The organism is Chitinophaga japonensis (assembly GCF_007830125.1).
GTDB classification, from domain to species: Bacteria; Bacteroidota; Bacteroidia; order Chitinophagales; family Chitinophagaceae; genus Chitinophaga; species Chitinophaga japonensis.
On the sequence record NZ_VLLG01000003.1, the window covers coordinates 1,864,700 to 1,888,640 of the forward strand.

29 protein-coding genes are annotated in these 23,941 nt (G+C 41.9%); 6 read left to right on the forward strand and 23 right to left on the reverse strand.

The features are described 5' to 3' along the window. Positions 1-589 precede the first annotated feature (589 nt). The gene (locus tag LX66_RS16620; protein WP_145715453.1) at positions 590-1,936 is read left to right on the forward strand and encodes a site-specific integrase; all 1,347 of its coding nucleotides are present in this window, start codon (positions 590-592) and stop codon (positions 1,934-1,936) included. Between the two features lie 140 nt (positions 1,937-2,076). Here LX66_RS16620 and LX66_RS16625 read toward each other — a convergent pair whose 3' ends face one another. From LX66_RS16625 to LX66_RS16650, 6 genes are all read right to left on the reverse strand, one after another. Then, entirely contained in the window at positions 2,077-2,874 is a 798-nt protein-coding gene (locus LX66_RS16625; protein WP_145715455.1) for a hypothetical protein, read from the reverse strand. Between the two features lie 97 nt (positions 2,875-2,971). Beyond that, positions 2,972-3,178 carry a DUF433 domain-containing protein gene (locus LX66_RS16630; RefSeq protein ID WP_145715457.1) on the reverse strand — a complete coding sequence of 69 codons (207 nt, stop codon included), beginning with the start codon at positions 3,176-3,178 and terminating at the stop codon, positions 2,972-2,974. An 8-nt stretch (positions 3,179-3,186) separates the two neighbouring features. Continuing rightward, a complete protein-coding gene (locus LX66_RS16635) occupies positions 3,187-3,441 on the reverse strand; it encodes a hypothetical protein (protein ID WP_145715459.1) in 255 nt (84 codons plus the stop codon). 7 nt (positions 3,442-3,448) lie between these two features. Further along, positions 3,449-3,757: a hypothetical protein gene (locus LX66_RS16640; protein WP_145715460.1), complete on the reverse strand. Its 309-nt coding sequence runs from the start codon at positions 3,755-3,757 to the stop codon at positions 3,449-3,451. Further along, a complete protein-coding gene (locus LX66_RS16645; protein WP_145715462.1) occupies positions 3,738-4,007 on the reverse strand; it encodes a hypothetical protein in 270 nt (89 codons plus the stop codon). Before LX66_RS16645 ends, LX66_RS16640 begins: the two co-directional genes overlap by 20 nt. A 23-nt stretch (positions 4,008-4,030) precedes the next feature. After that, a complete protein-coding gene (locus LX66_RS16650) occupies positions 4,031-5,020 on the reverse strand; it encodes a sensor histidine kinase (RefSeq protein ID WP_145715465.1) in 990 nt (329 codons plus the stop codon). Positions 5,021-5,467: 447 nt separating this feature from the next. On the opposite strand from LX66_RS16650, the gene LX66_RS16655 reads away from it, so the two are divergent. After that, a complete protein-coding gene (locus LX66_RS16655) occupies positions 5,468-5,731 on the forward strand; it encodes a hypothetical protein (RefSeq protein WP_145715466.1) in 264 nt (87 codons plus the stop codon). 317 nt (positions 5,732-6,048) lie between these two features. Here LX66_RS16655 and LX66_RS16660 read toward each other — a convergent pair whose 3' ends face one another. The 5 genes from LX66_RS16660 to LX66_RS16680 all read right to left on the reverse strand — a co-directional run bounded on the left by LX66_RS16660 (position 6,049) and on the right by LX66_RS16680 (position 9,171). After that, complete coding sequence (locus tag LX66_RS16660; protein WP_145715467.1) at positions 6,049-6,645, reverse strand: hypothetical protein; 597 nt, start codon at positions 6,643-6,645, stop codon at positions 6,049-6,051. A gap of 37 nt (positions 6,646-6,682) precedes the next feature. Beyond that, a complete protein-coding gene (locus tag LX66_RS16665) occupies positions 6,683-7,462 on the reverse strand; it encodes a relaxase/mobilization nuclease domain-containing protein (RefSeq protein WP_145715469.1) in 780 nt (259 codons plus the stop codon). Beyond that, positions 7,452-7,814 (reverse strand): plasmid mobilization protein, encoded by a 363-nt coding sequence (locus tag LX66_RS16670; protein WP_145715471.1) that lies wholly within the window; start codon positions 7,812-7,814, stop codon positions 7,452-7,454. The genes LX66_RS16665 and LX66_RS16670 overlap by 11 nt, the downstream gene beginning before the upstream one ends. A 190-nt stretch (positions 7,815-8,004) precedes the next feature. Beyond that, the gene (locus LX66_RS16675; protein WP_145715472.1) at positions 8,005-8,355 is read right to left on the reverse strand and encodes a helix-turn-helix domain-containing protein; all 351 of its coding nucleotides are present in this window, start codon (positions 8,353-8,355) and stop codon (positions 8,005-8,007) included. A 93-nt stretch (positions 8,356-8,448) separates the two neighbouring features. Continuing rightward, positions 8,449-9,171 (reverse strand): hypothetical protein, encoded by a 723-nt coding sequence (locus tag LX66_RS16680; protein ID WP_145715474.1) that lies wholly within the window; start codon positions 9,169-9,171, stop codon positions 8,449-8,451. Positions 9,172-9,437: 266 nt separating this feature from the next. Between LX66_RS16680 and LX66_RS16685 the strand changes: the two genes are divergently transcribed. Genes LX66_RS16685 through LX66_RS16695 form a run of 3 tightly spaced genes read left to right on the forward strand, consistent with a single transcriptional unit; the run spans position 9,438 to position 12,767 of the window. Continuing rightward, complete coding sequence (locus LX66_RS16685) at positions 9,438-10,814, forward strand: DUF262 domain-containing protein (protein ID WP_145715476.1); 1,377 nt, start codon at positions 9,438-9,440, stop codon at positions 10,812-10,814. A gap of 1 nt (position 10,815) precedes the next feature. After that, positions 10,816-11,952 (forward strand): AAA family ATPase, encoded by a 1,137-nt coding sequence (locus LX66_RS16690; protein WP_145715478.1) that lies wholly within the window; start codon positions 10,816-10,818, stop codon positions 11,950-11,952. Beyond that, the gene (locus LX66_RS16695) at positions 11,949-12,767 is read left to right on the forward strand and encodes a hypothetical protein (RefSeq protein ID WP_145715480.1); all 819 of its coding nucleotides are present in this window, start codon (positions 11,949-11,951) and stop codon (positions 12,765-12,767) included. The genes LX66_RS16690 and LX66_RS16695 overlap by 4 nt, the downstream gene beginning before the upstream one ends. A gap of 695 nt (positions 12,768-13,462) precedes the next feature. Here LX66_RS16695 and LX66_RS16700 read toward each other — a convergent pair. Both LX66_RS16700 and LX66_RS16705 read right to left on the reverse strand, forming a co-directional pair. Further along, positions 13,463-13,885 (reverse strand): hypothetical protein, encoded by a 423-nt coding sequence (locus tag LX66_RS16700; RefSeq protein ID WP_145715482.1) that lies wholly within the window; start codon positions 13,883-13,885, stop codon positions 13,463-13,465. A 71-nt stretch (positions 13,886-13,956) separates the two neighbouring features. After that, a complete protein-coding gene (locus LX66_RS16705) occupies positions 13,957-14,715 on the reverse strand; it encodes a sensor histidine kinase (protein ID WP_145715484.1) in 759 nt (252 codons plus the stop codon). A 390-nt stretch (positions 14,716-15,105) separates the two neighbouring features. On the opposite strand from LX66_RS16705, the gene LX66_RS16710 reads away from it, so the two are divergent. Next, a complete protein-coding gene (locus LX66_RS16710) occupies positions 15,106-15,348 on the forward strand; it encodes a helix-turn-helix domain-containing protein (RefSeq protein ID WP_145715486.1) in 243 nt (80 codons plus the stop codon). Positions 15,349-15,352: 4 nt separating this feature from the next. Here LX66_RS16710 and LX66_RS16715 read toward each other — a convergent pair whose 3' ends face one another. The 10 genes from LX66_RS16715 to LX66_RS16760 form a co-directional block, all read right to left on the reverse strand. Continuing rightward, a complete protein-coding gene (locus LX66_RS16715; protein WP_145715488.1) occupies positions 15,353-16,027 on the reverse strand; it encodes a hypothetical protein in 675 nt (224 codons plus the stop codon). After that, the gene (locus LX66_RS16720; protein WP_145715490.1) at positions 16,018-17,316 is read right to left on the reverse strand and encodes a hypothetical protein; all 1,299 of its coding nucleotides are present in this window, start codon (positions 17,314-17,316) and stop codon (positions 16,018-16,020) included. Before LX66_RS16720 ends, LX66_RS16715 begins: the two co-directional genes overlap by 10 nt. Before the next feature lie 334 nt (positions 17,317-17,650). Then, positions 17,651-18,508: a relaxase/mobilization nuclease domain-containing protein gene (locus tag LX66_RS16725; protein WP_145715492.1), complete on the reverse strand. Its 858-nt coding sequence runs from the start codon at positions 18,506-18,508 to the stop codon at positions 17,651-17,653. After that, positions 18,505-18,885 (reverse strand): plasmid mobilization protein, encoded by a 381-nt coding sequence (locus tag LX66_RS16730; protein WP_145715494.1) that lies wholly within the window; start codon positions 18,883-18,885, stop codon positions 18,505-18,507. Before LX66_RS16730 ends, LX66_RS16725 begins: the two co-directional genes overlap by 4 nt. A 119-nt stretch (positions 18,886-19,004) precedes the next feature. Continuing rightward, entirely contained in the window at positions 19,005-19,916 is a 912-nt protein-coding gene (locus LX66_RS16735; protein ID WP_145715496.1) for a toprim domain-containing protein, read from the reverse strand. Next, positions 19,879-20,157: a hypothetical protein gene (locus tag LX66_RS16740; protein WP_145715498.1), complete on the reverse strand. Its 279-nt coding sequence runs from the start codon at positions 20,155-20,157 to the stop codon at positions 19,879-19,881. Before LX66_RS16740 ends, LX66_RS16735 begins: the two co-directional genes overlap by 38 nt. After that, entirely contained in the window at positions 20,154-20,453 is a 300-nt protein-coding gene (locus LX66_RS16745; RefSeq protein ID WP_145715499.1) for a helix-turn-helix domain-containing protein, read from the reverse strand. Before LX66_RS16745 ends, LX66_RS16740 begins: the two co-directional genes overlap by 4 nt. A gap of 684 nt (positions 20,454-21,137) precedes the next feature. Beyond that, positions 21,138-21,803: a hypothetical protein gene (locus LX66_RS16750; protein ID WP_145715502.1), complete on the reverse strand. Its 666-nt coding sequence runs from the start codon at positions 21,801-21,803 to the stop codon at positions 21,138-21,140. A gap of 26 nt (positions 21,804-21,829) precedes the next feature. Next, on the reverse strand, positions 21,830-22,714 hold the full coding sequence (locus LX66_RS16755) for a DNA adenine methylase (RefSeq protein ID WP_145715504.1): 885 nt from the start codon (positions 22,712-22,714) through the stop codon (positions 21,830-21,832). Further along, positions 22,698-23,936, reverse strand: a complete 1,239-nt coding sequence (locus tag LX66_RS16760) for a hypothetical protein (RefSeq protein ID WP_145715505.1) — start codon at positions 23,934-23,936, stop codon at positions 22,698-22,700. The genes LX66_RS16755 and LX66_RS16760 overlap by 17 nt, the downstream gene beginning before the upstream one ends. Positions 23,937-23,941 lie beyond the last annotated feature (5 nt).

A 23,941-nucleotide genomic window follows, 5' to 3' on the forward strand; every position in this document is an offset into this window, starting at 1 on the left:
GCGCCGGGTAAGCACTTTTTTTGACATTTGTCCCAATAGTCAGGGTGAACCATAGCGCCGATGGCTATTTCCTCAGGTCGGCCATCAATGGTAATTCAGATGTTGACGGGAGCTCTACCGTCCTGTTGTCTTGGTTTTGATGCCCCGGTGCCATACCAGGATCGACAAATTTTGTTTGCTTTTAATTCTCCACTATTTAAAAGTCAAATAGCCCGACATTGTTGTCGCAGCTCATCTGATTCTTTCAAAATCCCTTATCATGGCGCATTTCAAAGAAATTGGTGACCAAAAATAATCAATATACATTGGTCACCAAATAGGTCATGAATTAGGTGTTTCCATATGCGATAAATGAACGAAAATTTGCTAAAAGTGCCGGATTGGAGGGGCATAAAAGCGAAAAAGGCACTATTTCTAGTGCCTTTGTGATCCCGCTGGGATTTCCTTCGCAGTTTTCCACTAGACGGCAAACTACATAACACTACAATAACTCTATGATTTTCAATATTCTATAACTCCGTTGGGCTTTTCTATGAACTACCTTTATAGAGGCCGACAGCATTTTTATAGAGTAAATTATAGAGTAACTATGCTTCCAATCAAACCTGTATGTAAAAAGAAATTTGTACGTCGGGACGGCACCAGCGTAATCTTTATCCAGTATTGCCATTCCATTGATAAGCGCACCCTTTTAAATTCAGGGATAGCCATTCCTCCGGCCTACTGGAACATCAAACGGTCGCGCATAGACGGCAACCTTCCCGAAGTTTACGGCAATGCGTCATCGCTTAATGAGCGGCTGCAGCAGGCCATTAGAGTAGCACAGGATATATTGAATTTTACGATGAAAGAAAAGATCAGCGATCCGCTTTCGTTCCTCAAAGCTACATTCCGGCCTGATTTTGATCCGGTCTCGCTTACCCAAAAGGCGAAGGCGGCGGCGGCAATTGACCCTAAAATCAATCTTGACCTGTTTTTCCAGATAGACGATTACATTAAATGCAAGACAGGCAAAGTTGTACCTGGTATGCTGAATATCTACCGCAACATGAAAGATCATCTGGCGGCCTTTCAGGAATACAGAAAAAAGCCCATTACGTTTGAGTGCTTTGATTATAATTTCTATGAGAGCTTTGTAGACTTTCTTGCCTATGAATATGTTCAGCGCAGGCGGTCCCAGGAAGTAAACGGGAAGCGGGAAGTAATAAAGGGGCTGAAGACTGCAACCATTGGAAAAACCATCAAACATCTACGGATATTCCTCCGCGACAGGATGCGGCGCAAAATCATTGCCTCTATTGACCTTTCCGACTTCAAAATACTGGACGAGGAATCAGATGCGGTATATCTTACCTGGGCAGAAATAGGACGGATATATCAAACCGACCTATCAGATGCCCCTCACCTGGTTAAGTTCCGGGACTTATTTGTATTGGGATGCCTTACCGGCCTTCGTTTCTCGGATTTTGCAACTATCCGGCCAGAAGATATACGCCGGGATATGTTGCACAAAAAGCAGGGAAAGTCCGACCATTGGGTAGTAATACCATTGAGGGATGCTGCGGAAGATATACTGATTAACAAATTTAACAGGCATATCCCTGTAGTCAACAACCCAGACTTCAATGAGTATATAAAGGAAGTGGCAAAACTGGCTGGCATTTGCGAGCCTGTTAAGTTCTCCTATAAGAAAGGGAATAAAGACATAGTGATTGTCCGGCCAAAATATGCCTGGATAACTTCCCATACCTGCCGCCGGTCTTTCTGTACCAATGAGTTCCTGGCCGGTACGCCGGTGGAGCTAATTATGAAGATCAGCGGTCACCGAAGCCTTAGAGATTTTTATAAATATATTAGGATTAGCCCAGAAGAAGCAGGCCGAAAAATCAAAGAAATCTGGGAAAAGAGAGACGCCACTTTATTAAAAATCACTTAAATAATTGATTATCAACGAAAATATTCAAATAGTAGCTTTTCGCTAAAATTTAGTATCTTTACACTTCCTTTTTTCACTTCGCTTGAACCCAAACTTATTTAAGATACAGGCAAAGCCAATGGTAAATAACATGACTACGGTTATGTAAGACCGGCGGCTGCCAGTTTTCCATAAAGTGTGTTGTTATCGTTTATAAAATTAAGATAACGTGAGAATAGCGCCCCCATGATTTTACCCATACTTTTTCTTGAAAGCTTATTAGTATAAATCTCCCTTGCTCTTATTACCTTATGCTTGGGGTCAAAGTGATTAATTAGCGTTGATACAATGACACCATAGACCAATATTCTTTGCCTTTTGTCTTTGTCTGTGCATTCACATAATTTCCTTTCAAGGACTGCAATCCAGTTTTTTAAAGGGGAATCTGTATTATTAATTGAGCGGACAAAAGTATTCAAACTCATTACTCTGAAGTTATTGTTGGCACTCTCGACTAGCCCTTCGCCGATGATTCTTTGAATAGATCGATCTAGGATTCTAAATTCTCTCGATTCAAAAGTTTCAATGAATCTTATTAATTGTTTGCCCTTTTTAGTTCTGGCAATCGAGGAGTATTGACTTTTAATTCTTACATATTCTAAATGAGCCCAGAACTGTGCGAATAGGTAACAAACATAGGTCCTATTGAGAGCGACGTCATCAGCAGTTGAATTTCGTTCATTAATGAATGTAGAAAAGTCCTCCTTCGCTAAGGAAACTAATTTACCATATAGTTCATCCGCAGCTTTAAGAATTGGGTCGAGATTATCAACGAGAATCCTTCTAGACGCTTTTATACCATCTAACCATTTGTTGACCTCAGGATAAGCAAATTTTATTCCTTCCCATAAAAAGCCACCACTTAGAAATAAAATTAAATTTTGAAACCAAGTATTCATTATATGATCAATGATATGTAAATATATCAAAATATTAATTCGATTAGTATTTTTGAACTTTATAGAGTTAAATTTCTTTTGAACGCTGCTTGTCAATTTATTTTTTCATCCATTTTTGATATTCCGTCAGCGCCGCGTGAATAACTTCTGAAGTAAGATGCGGATAAGCTACCAAAATATCATCTATTGTTTCTCCATTAGCCAATTTCTCCAAAATTAGCTCCACCTTAATGCGCGTCCCTCTAATGACGGGCTTACCAAACATGATCTTAGAATTGATTTCTATGTATTTAAATCTATCCACAAGCCTTACTATTGCCTATTTTCAGCGTATTGATAGTTACGGGTATGCTCTAGTCTTATCGTTAACGTTGCCAACTGAATCCGGATAATATTTTGGACATCAGCAGGCAAGAACAGTCTGGTGCCTGTAGCCTGTTGCTTAAAATCCTGCGGCGTCCATCCAAATTCCTTGCAAATAAGTGCATGAAATTCCGCTCCATGAAAAAGGGACTGCAGGTACATATCGCGCAGCACGTTGCTTGTAGTGAAAAGATTTGTCTTCATATTCGTATTACTGAGGGTTTACGATTTCCAGGTTTATTCCATTCAATAGATGCTTAATCCTTACTAGGAGTGCATTATGTATATCCGGCACGGCCTTTTCTAACTTTGCCTTCCATTCTGTCGGAAGGTCTGGTCCATCTGTCCCACAGGAAGCCAGTATATTGACCTTTTCCTGCTTCAGAAAGTCGCTGCTAAGGAATGCGGTATAGGCTCCCCAATCATTAAAGACGACCTTTAATGTTCTTTGTACGGGCATGTTATGCTCACCCGGCTTATCAAAGGAGAAATAAACGATATTAAAGGGATGATTCTTCATTGCGTTGGTTTATTAAATGAACAGCTTCTATCAGACGATCAAGATTTTCAAAGAGGGTTATTACAGCACCGGCATTGACCTCACTGTTATGCAGGGCATCAGAAAGCCAACCCCATAAGAGCTTTCGCACCTCTGGAAGCGGATATTCCCAACAAAAATCCTCCAACACCTGCATAGGATTGGCGATTTCATTTACCGTCAACCTGAATGGTTTATCATGCCATACAGGATATACAATTTCATCTTCCATAAATTATCATTTGAATCAGGCGTCTAAAGCCGGTCGGGGATGTCTACGGTAAATATGTTCAGGCCACTGTCCCTGCTTTCTACGGCTATGTTCCCGCCTAACAATTCTGTATACAGCTTGCAGATATACAATCCTAATCCGGTGCCTGCTTTACCCTGCTCTAACCGCCGGTAAGGCTCAAAAATGATATCCAGATTTTCAGAAGGGATGCGTTCACCAATACTGCTGACCTTAATGATCATCCGGGAATTATTCCAACTGCAATCCAGTACTACGTTGGTTTCGGGAATACTGAATTTAAAAGCGTTGTATAGCAGGTTGTATATTACCTGTTCTAACTTAACTTTATCGGTAGTAAGCTCACCTCTCGCCAGAGGCTGTAGCTTTATGTCCAGTTTTTTGCTGTGGATAGCCTTGTAGTACGAGAAGGGGAGTTCAAAGGAATTTATGAACGGTACAACCCGGAACGTTTCTTTTTGAACGGTCATTTCAGTACTGTCGCTGCTGAGCTTGGCAGTAGCAAGCATGTTCTTCAATACGTTAATAGTGGCTGTGATGGTTGATTTGATAGCATTAAAGTGAAATGTGGCATCCATACTGTATTTGCCGGTGTTTTCGTCCTTGTAAGAATCGATGCAACTAATAGCTGTTATGGCAGTGGATAGCTGAGTGTTCAGCTCATGCCCCAATAGGCCCATGAATTGCTCAACGACGGTTTCATGGTTACTTTTAAGAAGATCACGGCTTGGCTTTTTATTCTCCAGGATAAGGTGAGCAGCCTCTGTCAGCCTTTCCAGGTTCTCACGCATTGTCAGGTAATCGTATACCCCGGTTTCTGATTCACCGGAGTAGACTGCATCAGTAAATAAGTCCTTCAGGCGGCTTCTGACATCTTGCAATGAAAATTTCTCAAAAAATCCTTCTATTACTTCTATAGGGTTTTTCATTTCGGCCAAAGTAAGCCGGAGTGGCTTTTCATGCCATTCGGGGTATAACTTGTCATTATTGTTCATAGCCTATTCGTTTAGGTAAAACAATCTTAAGCAGCCTTAAGCTGGGTCATAAAACACCTGGTAAATTTTACTAATTCTTTGAGAGAGACCGGGGCTGGGAATAAGCGATAAAATAAAAAAGAGCGCAGGTCTCTACTTGCCGCTCCGGACCGCCAAGGTTTGGAACACAGACAAGCGAGTACCCACGCCCGTAGACGTGAGCACCACTCCTCATCTCGTGTTCCTTCTTTTGGCGGTCCGGAACGAGAATCAAAGCAATGCGCTTAATTACTTTAAGACAGCAAAGCTAAAATTATTTTCTTTATAAGAACTGTATGCTTGTTTTCATAAGCTAAGGTAAAGCGAAAATATCAAAATACTGATATTAATTATCAATATTTATATTATTTATATAATAATATTGACATTATAAATAAGATTGTTGATCTTCTTTCTACATTCGCTTTAATGGCAAAAGATAGGAGATACAAAACTGTAAAGGCTTTAATCGAAAGTGGGCAGTTGAAAAACTTCCAGGATATTTATGATATTCTGCCAAAATCAGTAATTGGGGCAGATTTGAAGATCAATTACTATAAATCAACAAAACACTATAATAATCCTGGCACTTTTGAGGTGGACGAGATCATTAAGCTATCCAGGCTCATTGAAGTAGACGATGTAGTGCTATATCAGCTTTTGTCAAAAGCCAGGAAGGGCGCTATCAAATAAACAGTCTCCTCAATAAATATTATTAAAGCCGCTGCCGCAACAGTGGCTTTTCTTTTTCACCAGCAGCAAATAAAGCAAAGGACGGCTGCTGAGGGGGATGGGAGAAAAAGCCCCTTTTGTATAGATGATTTTTCCGTGAACGCCGGGTAGCGTGTTGGCGCTGCAAAAATCATCTATACAAAAGGGGCAAGCCCGCGGCAGGCGGAAAGCCGGGATTACTGCCATAAACCGGGGAGCTACGCGCCGCTCCCCGTGTCCCTGGCGTGGGGTTCCAAACAATGGAAACAGAATTTGTTACAGTTTATTTTGCACAACCACTACTTACGTTGTGCCTGCTCCCTGAGTAACTCGGCCTCCCGTTCTTTCTGCGCGGCTTTTTCCTGTAGCTCCATGCGCCGCTCCCGGTCTGCTTCCCACTGGACCACGCTATCCCTCATTGCCTTCATATCCTTGTGGTAGAGGCTGTCCATTTTGTACAGCAAAGCCTGTAAAGATGAAGTCCCCTCTATTTTCAGATAACGGTATTTAATGTCATTTGCCTTGTAATTATCCTGCCTTTCATACAGCCGGTATATCCAGCAGGCGCATATAATCAATAGCAGCCCCAATACACCGCTGGCAATAATGCCTTTTGCTAGATGATGGTGGTGTCGTATTTCCTGTTTGGGTGGCCGCCTTAGCAGATCATTATTTACTTCCAGGTGCTGCGTCAATGTATGGACGGCGGCTGTAGGGAATTTTAACTGCAGGGGCAGGCTGACAACACTTTCCTGCGCCTGGGTGATAGATTGATTAATAGCTGTCAATTGTCTGCTATAGTCGGGGACTGTAGGCATTTTCTCCTTTAGCTGACCTACGGTTGCATCTATCTCGTTTAGTTTATCTACTATGGTTTGCATTAATACCTCACTCATAATATCATCGTTTTAATTGTTTTGAAATGATTTGGTTTCATCTGCGCATTCCACGCCGGGGACTTGGCGGTATTTGCTGTTGTTTGACCTCCTTTTGCTGCATGACCTTCTGTAATCCGGCAAAGGAAAATTTTCGGTCAATGCTGCTGCCCTTAAATGAATACTGGCCTTTCCTAAAGCTGATACCCTGGATCTCCGTTGTGTCACCTTTATACTTATACTGTATATCGATTCCCTGCCTTAGCAAAAGGGCTTCCAGTTCATTAAGACTGTTACACCGGGGCAATCCTGTTTCGATTGCCTGGAATATTTCATAACGGGTGCTTTCTTCATTGTTCAGGGCCTGCAGGTTGGTTTTAGCAAGCTTCTTTTCAGTGGCCGGGATAAGCCGGTACTGCTGTGTTAATGCCTGGGCAGCCTTCTTGCCCCGTAACCCTATCCAGCTATCACTGATAGCCTTGCCCTGGTTGCTAACCAGGTTAGCGATAACGTGCAGGTGTAGATGATCTTTGTCCGTGTGTTTGGTAATCACATATTGGGTATCAGTGATTCCTAGCTTATCAAGATATTCCTGGGCGATCTGCACCATCAGGGTATCGCTTAGCTGCTCACCGGGGTAAAAGCTGAGGATGCCATGAAACACGGCCTTTTGTTTTTCCGGTAACTGTTGCCTATTCAGCTCAAAGTCATTCCCCATGTACCTGTAGTTATAATCCCTTACCCCGGCGGCGTCCAGCACCACCGCCCGGCGCTCGTCCCTGCACACGTAGCGGCAGCAGCCGTAAAAGGTCTTGCCGGTTATTACCTTACTGATCATGTCGAATCCGGTTTAAAATGCCATCCAATTGCTCCCGGTAGCTTTCAAACAGTACCATAGCGCTCAGCATCCCATCCCTGCGGGCGATTTTTGCCAGTTGGTTCAGGTTATTACCCATACCGCTGAGCTGCCGGAAATCCTGCCTTTCTTCCTGGCTTAGCCGGGCTGTTACCTGTCCATGTATTGCCATGTGCCGGATATAAACCGTATAACGCATCCGGGCTTTCCGGGCTTTTTCCTTCACAATAAAGAAGTCCGTCCGGCTGAATCGGACCCCGGAGCGGACCTCCAGTTTCACATTTTTGGCGGGCCTGCCGCCCTTCCCTTTTTTCTTTTTCACGGTGTTTTCCATTCTTCACGGTTTTAAAAGTTTCCTGGTAGCTTCGCTGCATTCCCCCACGGCGACCAACGGGAGCGGGGGGCGAGCGCGTTTTTGCGGAGCAAAAACACCGCTCGCTAACGGAGCGAAGCCCGTTCCGAATCCGCGTACAGGCGGCCTTGCCACCTGTACGATCTCCGCAGACGGGTAGCGAAGCTGCCCGTCAATCTCCCGGGCAACCCCTGCGTTCATCTTCCGGTTTTAGTAGTTGCTGGATGTCGTTCCATAGGAAATAAACCCTGGATTTGATCTTATAGGGCTTTAGCCTGCCGTCCTTGATCCAGTCGTAAATAGTCTGGCGGCATACCTGGAACATGGAGCAAACCTCTGCGATCTTAAACAGGGGCTTGTAGGTGAGGCCAGGGGTTTCATAGGTCGGGGCTACTGATCGGACCTTTTCTGCCTGCTGCACTTTTTCACGTACAATCTGGCGGACGCTTTGCCAGAACTGCGCCGGTTCATAGGGAAATAACATCGGCGCTGCTGTACTTCCTTTGTTCACATTGTCTTGCATAGCTCAAAGATTTTTCTGCAACTATAGCAAAACAACAAGCCCGTAAAAAGGAAAGTATACTTTTAACGGGCTTGACAATATTTGGCATGATCTTTACGTAGAACTACGCTTCTTAAATTTCCTGTCTAGGTTTGCCACAACCTCAATCCCATAGGGAAATTCGATACCCTCAAAAAAGCTACGGGCTTCTTCCAGGCTTTTCTCAATCTCGGTTTGCTGGTGAGGGGAAAGCTTCTTCGCTTTACAGGTAATCAGCTTTAAGTCTTCATGCATAGCATCAGGGTCTTTTCCGAACAGGTGCGTTAACAGCCTTCCATATTGACGGGTTACCCCCGAAATCGGTAGTCCACTGGCATTAGCGAAAGCGAAATAAACGACCGCCGCAGCAAAATTGGACATTTGCGCTCGCTGACACTTTTTGAAGTGCTGTAGCTGCTTGCCTTCATAGTTCTCTATGATAGTGTCCAGCTTGGGTAGGAAATCGACGTAAAAGAGTTGGCCGTATAGCCAGAAGGTTAAGACTGATAGACTAATCATTCCCGCCAAAAAGAAGCCTGGGAATGCAAACTGGTTAAAATTGGTACTAAATGGTAACGCAATAAGCACCGATACCAGATAAAATGCACCAAAATGAGTTAAAACGTGTTTAATCCAGTAGTTTGCAATGACCTTTTTCCGGGTGGCGCTTGTGCTCCAGCCGGGGTAGTCTTTGCGGTAATTCTCATGGGTGGTTACAAATGCTTGCTGGATGTAGGTATTTTCAAGGGGACGGTCGAAGGTGAAAAAGGTTTTTAGGCTCATCAAAATCTGTTTCATACACAAATCCTTTACCGAAATATACTATTTTTACGTAATAAAAAAAAGAAACTTATGAGTTTAAGCGTAATCGAATACCCTAAAGGAGCAAACAAAGAATTACTTGCTGCGAGAAATAAGGTAAGATATCCGGTTACACAACGGGCCGAAGAATCCAGTAAACTCTATGGTATCAATTTCGAGCTAAACTATAGAGGATTTAAAGCTATTATTATAACCTTTATCAAGAAAAATAATTATTATAATAAATTGAACACATTGAATCTATGGAAATGAGCGTCAAATTGAAATCGGGTCAGGAAATAAGATTAAAAACAATTCACTTTTCTGATAAGCCTGATGAGGTCAACATATATAGATTGGTACCACTTGTTGGAGGGAATGTCTATTTAAAGCTGGAGTTAAAGGATAATCGATTCCAAATTCTGGAACAGTCCTTAGAAATAGATGAAGACGGAGAATTATTACAAGAAAAATTAGATGAGCTTTTACTGCTCATTAATCCGATGGAAGCATCCATAGGAACGGAAGATAATGAAATAGATGACCTGGATACCAACCCATATGATCCTGAAAAAATAAGAGTCGATACCAAACCTTTTTCATTACGGCAAATTTACGATATGATAGAAATGGGGGATATAGATCTTTCCCCAGACTTTCAACGAAATTTAGTTTGGGATAATTTGCGCAAATCACGTCTTATTGAATCAATTTTATTGAGAATACCTCTTCCAATGTTTTATTTTGCACAGGATGAAGATGGAAAAATCTCTGTTGTGGATGGTTTGCAGCGGTTGAGCACCATTCGAGAATTTATGGACAACAATTTTTCGCTCAATAATTTGGAGTATTTACAAGATAAATGTGGTGGTAAATATTACAATCACTCTGAAAAAAATAAGTCAATTGACCCCAAATATTTTAGATGGTTTAACATGACGCAAATTACTGTGAATGTAATTGATCCTTCTTCCCCTTTCAAATTAAAGTATGATATTTTCAGAAGAATTAACACAGGAGGGCAACCTTTAAATGCACAGGAAATACGGAACTGCCTCGCAAGCGGCAGTTTGAGATCTGCTCTAAGAGAAATGGCGCGACTTGATAGTTTTTATAGTGCAACAGGTTGGAGTGTAAAAGACGTAAGGATGGAAGCCCAAGAACTAGCGCTCAGATTCATTGTTTTTTATACAAAACATAATGAAGATCCATCATTAAACAATTATAGCGGCAATATTGATTACGAATTAAACACTTATACAGAATTGTTGAGTAAAAATAAATCGTTCAACTATCAATATTATATCTCCTTATTTGATAATGCTATGAAAAATGCATGGCATTTATTCGGAGACTATAGTTTTAGAAAATGTTTGATAGATCATCTAAAACCTGGAGCAAGGCGTCAATTGATTAATAAGGCGCTATTTGTATCCTGGTCAGTATTATTAGCTCAATTTGACAACGATACAATTGTTACTAAGAATAAAAAGGACGCACTTGTTTATCCATTAGCAGAAAGAATAACTAATGATAATGAGCTGTTGATGTATTTGACTTATGGAACGAATTCAAAAGCAAACATTCAGAGTGCATTTAAGGCCGCAAATGATCTCATTTCTGCTAATCTAAATTATTAATATGTATTTTTTAAGAATAAACAACTTTAAATGCTTTCAGGAGATAGATATTCATCTCAATAGATTGACATTAATGGCAGGCGCTAATGGAAATGGGAAAAGCACTACAATTCAGGCCCTACTTTTTTTGCGTCAAACAATAGAAGAGAATTTTAGACTATTTGAAGATTATTATGTCTCGGAAAGACCAGATATTAATATCAATGTGCCATTGAACGCATCTTTCCTACTAACATTAGGTAATAGCGCACATTTGATAAATAGAACATCTGACAAAAATGAGATACAAATTGGCATTTTCTCAGAAGAAAAGGAAATGATTGTTGATTATGTTGCAGATAACCTAGAGCCTAAACTCTTCCTAACAGCCGTAAAACAAACGGATTATTCTGCTGCAACAATGCCAATACTAAAAAAGGAGTTCTATTACCTTAATGCCGAACGAATAGGACCCAGAGTAAGCCAAAGCATTCAGTTTTTTGATTACCCAAACGCGGGTTGGCAAGGAGAATTTGTAGCTCAATTGATTTCTGAACGTAGCGGATATTTACCAGTAGAGAAAGAAAGGCTCTTTGGCAATACCACAAATCCAGGATTGGAATTTCAGGTCAATGAATGGCTTAATGATATTATGCCAGGAGTGAGAATTACTGCGAAACAGAATGCTGATACATTCACTTCTCAAATTCAAGTCGAAAATATATATACAAAAGGAGATCCTACAATAGCAACTAATATTGGGTTTGGCATCAGTTACATACTCCCTATTATTGCAACAGGCCTAGTAGCAAAAAAGGAAAGTTATTTCATTGTAGAAAACCCTGAAGCTCACTTGCATCCATCTGCACAATCAAAAATAGGGAAGTTTTTAGCAATGGTTGCAAATGCAGGAGTGCATGTAATAATTGAAACGCATAGTGATCATATCATTAACGGTTTGCAAATAGCAGTTGCAAAAAGCGATTTGCAGCATCAATTTTTGACAATAAATTACTTCAGTGATAAAGACGGAAACATTCAACCAGATGTATTACCCATTACAATTTCAGAGAAAGGAGAGCTAACTGAATGGCCTAAAGGCTTCTTTGACCAGATGCAAATTGACTACGCAACCCTTTTCAAACTCCGAATGGGATGAACAATTTCTTTTTACTAAACGATGCGCTGAATACAACATCTATCTCTGAATTTGAAAATGGTATTTCCAGTTTGAATACGATTTTGACTGAGAAAAATAACGAAACAGATGTTTTGATGATGCATTCCTCTTTGTGGACGCATAACAATGGATTAGGTATTATTACTGATTTTTATTTTAGTATCGTCTCGGCAGAAATTCAGCGGTTAATTCCCAAATTTTTTGGTTCGCTAAGTGAGTACCCGGATTATATAGATTCTGAAATACAGTTTGACAGACATTTTCCAGGAGATTGCAATGCGTTTAAGGGAATAAAATTTTCCGGCATACCGATTTCTTCGGCCAAACAGATTACAGATAGTACAACTTTTAAATCTTTTAAAACTATTTGTGGGGCCGCCGTTGGTTACACATCCATACGGGCTTTTTGGGATGCTAGGGAATCTCTTTATCCCAATCTTATTTTTTGTGACAATGTTTTAGGCCAAATCCAACATCTATCAATTGGTGATGATAGGTTCAAATTGATTATAGAAAAATTGAGTCGATTAAACAATTTTACCCAAAAATGGACATCTGGTGCCTTTGATTTTAAAAGTTGCGGATTAAACTGCTCACCTGATACTCCTAAAAGAGTTGAGGATACTAAAACCCTTCGGACTTTTGAATGCCCGAAATTAGGACCACGTGTTTTTAACTTGCACGCTAAATGGTACTTTGGGAGTGAACCATTTAGGTTATACTTTTTCCCAGAAGCAAGTAATCATAAAGTATACATTGGATATATAGGCGATAAGGATGGAATCGGATTTTAAAGATGATTTTAATTTTTTGCTACTTTATATAGTTTCGACACTCAAAGAAGACATCTTCGCGCAGCCTTCTTACAACAAACACTATCGTAATGAGTAATTCACCTGCAGAAGCTTTAATTAAATGGTCGTTGTCTATCGCCCCCATGTGTAAAAAGGGTTACCATAAAAAAAGAGTTATATAAATATTTGTGTCGGATAATGAATATGTTCTATTTTGATATTTGTATGCAAAAAAGGAACAATCTTGTTATAAGATTGTCTTATTTACTAAAGTAAGATAGTATTGGAGACGTTTGATATCTGTTAATTTAATTGTAAATTCGTCTAGATAGTTCGCTCTTTGTAAAGCTACGTCCACCAGAAAAGGCCCCTCACGGCTTTTATAGAGTAAATTATAGAGTAGAAATAGAAAACCCGCCACTATGGCGGGTTTCAAGAAATTCCTGTGATCCCGCTGGGGACGATCAACTATTTTATAACCACTTAACTTTTAGTGTATTGCAGCGCTGGATAATTACAGGTACCCTTAAAGGTACCCTTTGCCTTTGTAGCTGTTTGTAGCGTTTTAGCAAGAACTATACTAACAAAGATAAGGAATTTCGCCTTTCAACGGAGCAAAACGTAGGCTCCAACAAAGGACAAGGCCGCTCAAACTTGAACGGCCTTGTGGCTAATCTGTGTAAGGTATTCAACCGCTATGATGCAAGCTTATTGGGCAATTGTCTGTACTCGTCATACTGCGCCCTTGTTTCCGCGTGTACTTCGTCAAAAATGTGAATGATCCGTTCCTTTTCCGCATTGGATATAGATGGCACTCTTTTGGTCTTATCCTTTATGCTTACCTTATCCAGCATACGCATCTTCCTGTAAAAAGTAGGTATTGACCAGCTACATTCTGCACAAACTCGATCTCTGAATTTATTGGGAAAACTTTCTGCTAGTGTATAGATATTATACAATATGCTAGGCATAATTGGCCGGTATCGTTTTCTCTTCCTTTTCTTTTGCTCGGTACTTTCAGGGGGATTTTCATTGGCAGTGTCACCGTTCATAGTAACATTGTTTGGTGAAACACTGATCGGCATTTTTACGAGTAAACCTTCTGTTCTGTTTTCCATTTGCTTTTGTTTTATGTGGGTTGGTTAATAGCTCCAATAGGTGTATAGGGTACATTTCCGGGAAATGACGACTATAGCGGCAGTGTAATGGTAAACATACTGCCTTCTGTAACCTTGCTGACCACAGAAATAGTACCCTGCAACTGCTCTATAATGCTTTGACAATTGGAAAGTCCGATACCTAGCCCCGGTTCGTTGGTATTTAGCTGGACGTAGGGTTGAAAAATAGTGACCAGTTTATCTTCGGGGATGCCTATTCCTTCATCCTGTACTTCAAAGTAAAGCAGGTTTGTTTTGCTGTAGGCTCTTACCGTAATGGCCCTGTCCTTGGTATCCGGGGTAAATTTAATGGCATTCCCCAGCAGATTGGAAATAACCCGCGTTAGCTTCAGCTTATCGCCATTAAAAGTAAAAGCAGGATCAAGGTTCATATTTAAATCTATTCGGATGCCTTTAGCTGTAGCTAATGGTCGGTACATACGGACAACTGGCGGTAGCCAAGTAGCTAATACGATATTTTCAGTACGTACAGTATCAGTATGGCCGTTAAGAAAGTCCCCAATATTACTGTGGATATCATTCAGCATCAGGCAACTCGTGTTTAATATATCCAGCACATTTATGAGGTCGTTGCTGTCCTGTACATTTTTAAGCAGGGCTATTGCTGCCTGCATTCCATGAATAGGCATACCAATATCATGGCTCCATGCCTTCAGGAAGGTTTCTATCCTTTGTAATTCCAGGCGCAAATGCCCGGTACGTTCTGTGACCAGCTTTTGTATATAGGCGGAATGCTGCAGGGGAGTGAGGAGCATGCTGAGTGCGGACATAAGGGCAAGTTTTAGATTTTCATAATGAGAACCGCCCTAAATTGAATAAGGCGCGGAACTTAACTTCGCCGCCTGCGACCCCTAGGAAGGTTTGGGACGGACAAAGAAAAGCCCACGCCTTTTTCAAGACGCAAGCCTTCTCCTTTCATCCCATCCCTGTTAGAATTTCCTAGGTTCGCAGGTGAGATTCCAGAAGCAGCTTAATATTTTAAAGCCGCAAGTTAGAATTTTTTAGGTCTTGGTCATATTCGTATATTTTTTAATTAATGAATAGTTTTGTACCTGCTAAATGATTCTCGGAGTAGCAATATAATACAAAAAGGGAAAACAACCTAACATGTTAGGTTGTTTGCAGCCTGTATAAAACCTTGCTTACACTCCAAAATATTTATGGAAAGTAAGCCGCACGCATCAGATATTGATCTCTATGTAATAGAGCAGGTAAAGAAGAAAAGACAGGAACTTAAAATATCCCAACTGGCGCTTTCGCAGGCACTTTCAGCAGCGGACAGCTTTGTGTCCAATGTTGAAAGCAGTAAATACAGGACAAAATATAATGTGCGGCACTTGAACGAAATTGCCAGGATTCTGAAATGTTCCCCGAAAGATTTTTGGCCGGATGATCCGCTATAGATATTTATGGCAATTTGTAGGCTACACCTACATACATCATGGGCAAGCCGTCCAGCCCAACATATTCAATATCTAACCTACCTTGATATTTTGCCATGCGAAAACTTTCGTGAATTCTTCCGGTTACAAGTGATTCTGAATAACGAGAGTAATTCAGTAATACTACACCCAAACCTGAAGCGGCATTAATCCTTATCTTACTGCTGATGTCATAATAGAGGTTAAGGCCAATTGTTGCTTCCAGTGCAAGACCAGGCTTGGTGTAGAATATATCATGCTCGTAAGTTCCTGACGGGAGAGTTAATAAATAGTTTTTTGCTTTCAAACTATGCCAGGTCAGTAATACATTGCCCGAAGCCTGAAGACCCAGGCCACGATAATGGAATATGCGGTAGCGAAACTTGCCGACGAGGCCAAAATGTTCCCACAATTTAGAGGCATAGCCATTCTGGTAATAAACATGATTCTGACGATTCTCATTGAGCGAGTAGGTATTGACCATTACCCTTAAACCGGCACCAACTGCCCACCTGGATTGGGTGGGCAGTTGGTAGGTCAAATGAAAGCCGTTAGATAGATGATTAATCCCGGCTCCAAGTTCAATGGATTGGGCATTGGCTACGCCGCTCAAAAGCAGTAGCGCAAAGGTAGGTCGGAATAATATTTTGATTAGTCCCATCTGTGTAATCTAATTTCACCTTTGGTGTAGTTGGTGTAGGTACTGTGCCTGGTAGGGTTCCTTTGGGCAAAATTATAGCTATTATTATCAGCAGGGTTAAAGTAATACCATTCATTTTCAAATTTTCTTCTTCCCTTCCAGGTTTCCCAACCTGAACTATTTTTAGCGTTCATTACGTTTTTAAAGGTAGAGTACCAGTCTTTTTCATAAACGCCGAAAGCGTAGCCTTCATAAAGTTGCTGTGAAAGGGACATTAACTCTATTTCAAAACAACCAGGGGATTGAAACATGTCAGGTGTAAATATAACAAATTCGTAGTCGATCAGCTTACCGATGTCATTCTTATGCACATCTTTCCCTTCCGACCCTGTAACCGTATAGTCTGCCCAGTTGTTGTTAGAGGGCAAATACGCCAACCGTGCTACCCATATAAATGTAACATCCGATTGACCTGTACGTTCATAACGATGATTGATCTTAAACTTAGTCTGGCTCAAATGTTCATGTAGGTGTTGGGTCGGGGGCAGTCCGCAGCTCATGGGTACTACCGGCGGCAGGACTGGTTCTTCATAGATAGGGTTGTATATGGACTCCTCGCAGCCAAAATTGGCATTACTGACCAGGACCAACGGATTGAATATTTGCTTAGCCATTGGTTCATTCACCGCTGTTAATTTAGTGCCGCCGTTACCGTCACCTATCCATACCGGAATGTGGTTGGAGAAATTAGTAAATTTCTCTTCATTTATTTCAAACGGTGCCGCTACATAAGGTTGTAAATTAACGTCAAGATTAGCGCCGATATTGGCAAAGTGTACGAATGGCGTATAGGTAGTATCGTAATGATAATTCTGATCGATGAAGTCCTGCCAGTTAGTGTAATTTGAAAAGTCCTCGAAACGTTGCGCAAATATGGTATTGAAGATTGTGTTTACCGTAGGATTATCATTGGCAAAGGTAAGCAAACTATATATCTTGTTGCGTGTCCCATTGATATCGCTTACGAGTTGGGCCATTATTGCCGGATGGTTATTATATATCTCCAATAGCCCCAGCGTCATTGCAAAGTCAATTTTGTTAAATGCTTCTTCAGCCGGGTCGTCCGGATTAGCTAGAAGATCATCTTCCGTAATGTCTGTGCCGAACGTGTAGTACGTAAAGGCAGGAGCTGACATTGTTTGCAGATTACCTTTGGCCGGGTGGGTAGTTGTTTGTTCCGTGGCCTTCTTAGTGCATCCTACAGCCAATAAGGCCGTGACAAGGCCCATTGCGATAGATTGTTTAAGCATGATTGGGTGGTTTTATTGTGAATGAAAATTTTCCGTGCAAAGCTATAGCTATTGTTTACTAGCTATTACAGGCAATAACCTGTAATTATTACAGTCATTTGCCTGATGCGCTGGTGCAAATGCCTTCTCTTTTCTCCAGTGACGATGTATGTGGTTTCTCCTGTTGTGGGTGTCCAGTTGTCCCTATATTATTTCCTTCCGGTTGTCGATCCGGTAATCCGAATGTATAGAAATTGGATGGTAATGGCATTGCAGTAAGCCAAAGAAACCAGGAGCCAAATACTACCTTATAAAGCAACCTGGCATCCCGTTCCAGGGTTTAATAAGAGAGCGTTTAAATACCCCTTCCTTTTTTCTTCTTCCTGCGCCATGCCTCAGCTACGGGAGAGATATACGCTCCGCTCTTGCTGCGTTGCCCTTGCGGCAACCGCTGATTCAGGATAAGGGCTTTTTCCAGGGTAGCCAGGGAGTAGCCAATGTCACTGCCTTTGGTCTTTACCTTTTTATCGTCCACAAAGGAGATACCCCTGCCTTTGATGACGGTATAGCCCAAAGCCTGCATGCGCTGCTCAAATTCCCTGTAAGTGCCGGACTTTTCCAAAGCCTGTTGTACATCCGTTTTAAGTTGCTCCTTACGTTTGTCGCTGCGGGGCAGCAGCCGTTCTTTGGGCGACAGAAAGGCGCGGGGGCTAAGGACTTCCCGCAGGCCATACTGTTTTTCCAGCCTGCGGCAGAGGGCGGCGGTGCGCCTGTAGTCTTGGCTGTCCTTGGCCGCCTTGCCATTGAATCCTACCCGGTTGGCTACGATGTGAATATGCGGTTGTGCGGCATCCTTGTGCAGTATGCAGATATATTGGTGATCTTCCACGCCAAATTCCGCGGCACAGGCCTGGCCTATCTCCATCCATTTATCATTAGAAAGGGTTTCACCCGGCGCCAGCCGCAGGGAGATATGCAATACCGGCTTTTCTACCCGGCTGCTTAGGGCGGCTACCTCCCTGAAATCCCTTGCCAGCTCCCTGGTATTTCCGCTACATCTATTGTAGAATAAGACCTCTGCCCGGTCCTTATGTTGTAAGTTATCCTTCAGGGAAAGTTGCGCTTTCTGAAGGTCGGAAAGCCCCTTTTTATCCTTCAGGCAATAGCGGATACAACCGGAAAAGGATTTACCTTTTGTTACACGCCCGATCATCGTATATAGCTTTTTATTTCCGTGACCAATGCCTTTATCTCTACTGCCAGATCCATCAAGGTGGTACAATCCTGGTCGCTTAAGACGTCATTGCTGTTCCGTTTTCTGGCGATCTGGTTCATGTTGGCCGACAGGTGGTTCAGCAATCCTGTAAATTCCAGCACTTCCCCCGGCAGCGGTCTGTGGCTGCTGTCAATTTTTCCGGTCAGCCCCATCTCCCGCAGGTAATTGGAAGCGTCCAGGAGCACTGCTTTGGCCCTCTTCTCGATGTCTTCTTTCTCGGTCAGGCTGCAATGCACACTGATACAGGCCTCCCTTTTGACCAGCTTTTTGGGTCGCCCCCCTTTATTCTTCTTCCTCACTTTCTCTGCTTCCATATAGCGATCTTTTAATCATCAGGAACACCTTTATCCAGCCGGACCAGCCCCCCGAATGCGATAGCATGAGGGGGGCCAGCGGTTTTGGGCTTCCCAAAACATAGCTGGCTACGTCAGCGTCAAAAGCGCTGGCGTAGCCGCCGCTGCTCCCCGGGGCTTCGCTGCTGCCGGATAAGCCAGTCGTTTAAGTCCTTTTTATGTTGGTAAAAATCACTGCGGTCTATATACTTTTCCCTGTCCCATTTCAGGGCCTTTTGGGTGTAGCTCCTGCCGCTGTCGTCCCTGTCCAGCATGAGGTGTATCCTGGGGTATTGCTCCATCAGGGCGCGGCTTTTTTCCAGGAAAGCCAGTGAGTTGAGGATAAGACAATTTGTCAATGGTCGCTGTTGCTCCTGGTTGACGGTGAAGAAAGACAGGAAATTAAAGAAGCCCTCAAAGACGGTAAGCGCTCCTGCCTTGTTATTAATAAGGGTCACATCCTTCGGGGAGCTGCTGCCTTTAAAACTGCTGCTGCGCAGTTCATAGCCGCCGCTGTTGTTGGAAAAGCCTATGGCTTTTTGCTGCTTTCCGTACAAATGAAAGTCCACTTCTTTGCAGAAACGGGCGGCAAGTGCTGGCGGAATGCAGCGGCTTTGCAGGTAATCCAGCAGGGATTTATCAGCCAGGGGGCGGCTGGAAAGGACAGTGATCTTGCTGCCCGGAGCGGCTTTCTTTTCACCCGCAGGATGTTTGGGCGGGTGAAAAGAAAGAGAGGGGGCCGGCCATCCGGCAGACAGGCGGGCCAGCAGACTGCCTACCGGGCAGTTAAAGTATAGCGTCCCGAAGTCTATCAGGTCGCCGCCTTGACCGCTGCCATGATCGTACCATAGGTTTAACCGGCGGTCCACCTTAAAGGAAGCGGTATTTTCCGATCTGAGCGGGGACAGATACCAGTAATCATTATGGCGCACTTTCACCGGGTGGTGACCCAGGGAGTGCAGATAATCTACCAGGTCAATCTGTTTGGCCTGGGTACAGGTTAGCTTTTTCATACAGCGCTTTTTTTTGGTAGGCGTTCCGTTTGAGCAGGTATATCCAGTCGCAGGCCAGCGTTTTCCAGCTCGGGACAGGCTTTCCTTTTACGCCTTTCCAGCCCCTTGCCTGGTAATGCCGGAAGAAGGTAGCGGCCTCGTTACCGCTGCAGCCCTTTTGCAGAAAGTAGATCTCCACATGATGGAACAAGGGCGGCAGGTGCCGCCCCAAGCCCAGGAAAGAGAACTTTTTGCACTTCATCGGGATGGAATTTTACGCTCGAAAAGTTGTTGGATGTCCTCGATCTTATAATAGATCACATTGCCGATCCTGGTATAAGGCAGGGTGCCGTTGGCGCGAAGCGTCAGCAGCTTGCCCGCCGATATGCCCAGCAGCTTTCGCACTTCATCGGATTTTAACCAGGGTTTGGCGGCAGTAGCCCCTCCGGGTTTAAGCAGGTGTTTCATGGTATCTATCAGCTCTGCCTTTAACTGTTCCAGGTCACTTATGGTTACAAGCTGGTCCCTGGTGATCCTCTTCTCTGATTGACTGTTCATACTTCTACCTGTTTTAAGCGGTACACATTTATCTTTCTTCACCTTATCATTCACGAAGCATAAAGCAAGCGGCACGATAGTTTATCAGGCTGTAGTATTAGCCATTAGCTGCTCTTTCAATCCTTTACTGCCTACTTCTTGCTGCCCTCTGTACAAACTTAGTATGAGGCAAAGGCCCAGAAGCAGGTATGGCGCTGAGCGGAACGATTTGGCGTTCGCTGGCGCTGCGATTTTTGGAACGGGAGGTTTGGAGGCAGGAAGGGCTAAGGTAGGGCCGGAGAAATTAGAAAAGTATCACCAAGGGCCATACCTGAAAGAAATAGTGCGGTAAGGCAGGCTGGGACTGGGATGTCCTATAATGATTTGATGCAATATATTGCGCAGATAGTGATAAAAGGACTTCGCGGCGGTGTACTATCTGTCTGTTGGGTTTGGCTATATTGGTTGTTTTCCCGGCACGGATACGGGCAGTAGATACAACAACGCCAAGCTGTTTTTTTGCTACAATTAATCCGTCCCGAAGGGCGGATTTTATGTTCACCGGAACATAGCAAGTTGTGTTTTGAGCTGCTCGAAATATTCTCCGCAGCTCAAAACAGCTTCCGGGGGCTGTAAAAACTCTTCTGTAGTCAGGGTTCTGAGAAAAAATGAAATAATGATATTTGGTCGTACCAACTTTTATTTTTAAATCCAGTTTCCATCAATAAATCTTTGAAATCGCTCATCGGTTATTGGGATGGTAAACACTGGTTCAATATAACTACGCAACCTTTTTGCTAAGTCATGGTACTTCAAAAATTGCTTTCCACTGATGTTATCGGGCAAGACCCATTTATGCCGGTAGTCGACATAAAAACCGCAATTCTTTAAGGTATTGGCTTTATTCATCAATTCAATAAGCTGTTTAACTTCTATCGGTTGTAACGAGCCTAACCTAAGCCCTTTACTTAAAAAGTGTGCTACTGTTTGAAGCTTATTGTCTGAGCCGCCATCGAAAGGATTTTGGTGGCAAGATTCAATATTGGGATCAGATAGTGATGTTAGAAACTCCTTTATATTTAAATGTTTATAGTCGTGTTTTATAAACAGGTCTTGTTTCTCATTTGGTTTAAGCAAATATGGATAAACATAAGAAGATATTAGCAACAAGGACTTTATCATTTCTTCGATACCTAAAACCAAATGAGATACACCAATACCATAATCCTTTTGCGTTTGGGCCATGTCTGCATAAAGTAAATGCCTTTTGCTGTTCTCAAAAGAGTAACACGCACCGGACATGTAATCGCAGTCTAACCAATATCCATACTCATCATCTTTAGGAGCTTTATGTCTTCGAGATGTTGCCACAAGTACCGTTTTATTTGGCGTCAGGTCTAAATTTGATTTAATATCACTGGTGATTTTAATGCTTTTACGGATTCCGTAAAATTAATTTCCTTTGAAAATACTATTATTTCATCACCTACTCTATTGGAGGCTGCCTGTGAAAGTTTGTAAAGAATTTTCCTTTCCTGGGCATAGAGATTTAGAATAAAATCATGATTGTCGTATGAAACCATCCACTTTTTTTTCATTTTTAAGACCTGCCTTGACAGCTTTTGGTGATCACTATTAGAATAGAAATTCATGTACAAATCTGCTCCTTTCTGATAGTATGGAGGGTCTAGATATATAAAGACTTCTTCATTGATTCGATTCATCTTGTTAATAAATGTTAGGCCATCCATACAAGTTAGTGTTATTCTATCTCTCAGTTCGGCGATCCGCTTAATCCTTTCTATTAAGTCTTGTTTATTAAATCTAGCATCAATCTTATATTTGCCGGTCTGATTTTGGCCTCCAATAACACCCCCCTTAATAACTCCGGACACATTCGTCCTATTCAGAAAAAAAGTTGATTTAGCAAGTTCAAACTCATCCAACTCATACGCTGTTTTTTGAAATTCTTTATACTTATGCCAATTTTTCATTGTTATTTCTACTTCGCTAATCCATTCACAAAATTCTTCTGGTCTGTTTAATATCGTTAACCAAAATGAATAAATTGAGCGATCTAAGTCATTTATATAAACATGATTTACGTACCCTTCAAATAGCAATCGTAGTGCTAACCCTGCTCCACCTGCATAAGGCTCCGCATAACTACAGCCAATAAAATTATTTTCGTAGAACAGTTTTGAAACGAAAGAAAAAATACAATTTTTCCCTCCGGGGTATCGCAAAGGTGAATAATAGTTAGTGTTAACCTTCTTTTCCATGTGTTAACGTTAAGATTGATCCTATAATAATTGAGATGGCGATCGTTTGCTCAATATTTGATGTAGATTGATAGTTGTGGGCTCCAGTATGCAACAACTGAACAATACTTTCTTTTTTCACATTTTGATTGGACAGCAAAGTTTTGATATCTTGATTTATTTCTTTTTTTGCTTCCTCAAAATTGTCCTTCAAATAGTCTTCAAGTCTCTTTTTACAACTATTTGCTGCCGTCTCGCAAAGTAAGCGCAAGGACATACGAATCAAGCCTGGGAAAGAGCTTGAAAGCTCATCTTTTCGAGAAGTGTAAAATATATATAAGTCGGTTATGTCCCGATAAAGGTTGCTGACTTCACCGATTTTAAGATATAGTTTTCCTCCAAACAACTCAACACCTTTCTTTACAATGCGTCTAGAAAGACGAGATGCTTTCTGTCTTTCCGTGGTTTCGTCAAATCGTATTTTAGATAAATGAAGTTTATTATCTTTGTTCCTGTCTATAATTTGTTGTGAGGTCGGTTCTAATACCTCTACTACTTTTCCTCTATTCTCTCTTGTGCTGATTGTTTTTGCCTTTATCTTTTCTGAAATATCTGATAAAATAGCCCTTGCATCATCGTCATCATGTATGCTATTTAACCTTCCCCTTTTTATGAAGAATCCAATAGAATTCAGAATATCCTCTTTAAATATTTCCTCTTTTACAAAACGTTGATTTAAATGAGGGTTATTACTAATAATTCGTGTATCTTCTTCTAAAACCAGAAAAGGGCTTTTCTCTTCTCCCATAAACTTATGTAAAAATATATCCCTCTCTAGAGGCTGCCAAGATCCGGTATCACTATGCTTTCTGTATACGTTATTTAATGCTATCTTTTTTGTGCATACATTACATGGAATTTCTAAAGGGAAATCGGGGATTTGAAGGGCTGTGCCTTTGGGGATCGTGACACATCCATGTTTTATTTTACCAAGAATTATTCTCCGGTTTCCATCATATACTAATGGTTTTTTCCCGTGATAGACAACGGTAGGCAACTCACTAAAATCATAGTAATCGCCCATCTCTTTAGCTAATTTAGATAAAGACCATTTAAGAGACTTGTCTTCGATTGCCCTATCAACAATATCTTGATCTTTTGCACGGGCATCAATAGGATCACGGGGGTTTTCCGTCCAGAGAACCAAGTCCTTAATATTTATATATTCAACTTTTTGTTCCATAATGA

Coding starts and splice junctions, on each gene's coding strand:
- LX66_RS16620 (WP_145715453.1), top strand. CDS start 590: ATGCTTCCAATCAAACCTGTATGTAAAAAGAAATTTGTACGTCGGGAC.
- LX66_RS16625 (WP_145715455.1), bottom strand. CDS start 2,874: ATGAATACTTGGTTTCAAAATTTAATTTTATTTCTAAGTGGTGGCTTT.
- LX66_RS16635 (WP_145715459.1), bottom strand. CDS start 3,441: ATGAAGACAAATCTTTTCACTACAAGCAACGTGCTGCGCGATATGTAC.
- LX66_RS16640 (WP_145715460.1), bottom strand. CDS start 3,757: ATGAAGAATCATCCCTTTAATATCGTTTATTTCTCCTTTGATAAGCCG.
- LX66_RS16645 (WP_145715462.1), bottom strand. CDS start 4,007: ATGGAAGATGAAATTGTATATCCTGTATGGCATGATAAACCATTCAGG.
- LX66_RS16650 (WP_145715465.1), bottom strand. CDS start 5,020: ATGAACAATAATGACAAGTTATACCCCGAATGGCATGAAAAGCCACTC.
- LX66_RS16655 (WP_145715466.1), top strand. CDS start 5,468: ATGGCAAAAGATAGGAGATACAAAACTGTAAAGGCTTTAATCGAAAGT.
- LX66_RS16660 (WP_145715467.1), bottom strand. CDS start 6,645: ATGAGTGAGGTATTAATGCAAACCATAGTAGATAAACTAAACGAGATA.
- LX66_RS16665 (WP_145715469.1), bottom strand. CDS start 7,462: ATGATCAGTAAGGTAATAACCGGCAAGACCTTTTACGGCTGCTGCCGC.
- LX66_RS16670 (WP_145715471.1), bottom strand. CDS start 7,814: ATGGAAAACACCGTGAAAAAGAAAAAAGGGAAGGGCGGCAGGCCCGCC.
- LX66_RS16675 (WP_145715472.1), bottom strand. CDS start 8,355: ATGCAAGACAATGTGAACAAAGGAAGTACAGCAGCGCCGATGTTATTT.
- LX66_RS16680 (WP_145715474.1), bottom strand. CDS start 9,171: ATGAAACAGATTTTGATGAGCCTAAAAACCTTTTTCACCTTCGACCGT.
- LX66_RS16685 (WP_145715476.1), top strand. CDS start 9,438: ATGGAAATGAGCGTCAAATTGAAATCGGGTCAGGAAATAAGATTAAAA.
- LX66_RS16690 (WP_145715478.1), top strand. CDS start 10,816: ATGTATTTTTTAAGAATAAACAACTTTAAATGCTTTCAGGAGATAGAT.
- LX66_RS16695 (WP_145715480.1), top strand. CDS start 11,949: ATGAACAATTTCTTTTTACTAAACGATGCGCTGAATACAACATCTATC.
- LX66_RS16700 (WP_145715482.1), bottom strand. CDS start 13,885: ATGGAAAACAGAACAGAAGGTTTACTCGTAAAAATGCCGATCAGTGTT.
- LX66_RS16705 (WP_145715484.1), bottom strand. CDS start 14,715: ATGTCCGCACTCAGCATGCTCCTCACTCCCCTGCAGCATTCCGCCTAT.
- LX66_RS16710 (WP_145715486.1), top strand. CDS start 15,106: ATGGAAAGTAAGCCGCACGCATCAGATATTGATCTCTATGTAATAGAG.
- LX66_RS16715 (WP_145715488.1), bottom strand. CDS start 16,027: ATGGGACTAATCAAAATATTATTCCGACCTACCTTTGCGCTACTGCTT.
- LX66_RS16720 (WP_145715490.1), bottom strand. CDS start 17,316: ATGCTTAAACAATCTATCGCAATGGGCCTTGTCACGGCCTTATTGGCT.
- LX66_RS16725 (WP_145715492.1), bottom strand. CDS start 18,508: ATGATCGGGCGTGTAACAAAAGGTAAATCCTTTTCCGGTTGTATCCGC.
- LX66_RS16730 (WP_145715494.1), bottom strand. CDS start 18,885: ATGGAAGCAGAGAAAGTGAGGAAGAAGAATAAAGGGGGGCGACCCAAA.
- LX66_RS16735 (WP_145715496.1), bottom strand. CDS start 19,916: ATGAAAAAGCTAACCTGTACCCAGGCCAAACAGATTGACCTGGTAGAT.
- LX66_RS16740 (WP_145715498.1), bottom strand. CDS start 20,157: ATGAAGTGCAAAAAGTTCTCTTTCCTGGGCTTGGGGCGGCACCTGCCG.
- LX66_RS16745 (WP_145715499.1), bottom strand. CDS start 20,453: ATGAACAGTCAATCAGAGAAGAGGATCACCAGGGACCAGCTTGTAACC.
- LX66_RS16755 (WP_145715504.1), bottom strand. CDS start 22,714: ATGGAAAAGAAGGTTAACACTAACTATTATTCACCTTTGCGATACCCC.
- LX66_RS16760 (WP_145715505.1), bottom strand. CDS start 23,936: ATGGAACAAAAAGTTGAATATATAAATATTAAGGACTTGGTTCTCTGG.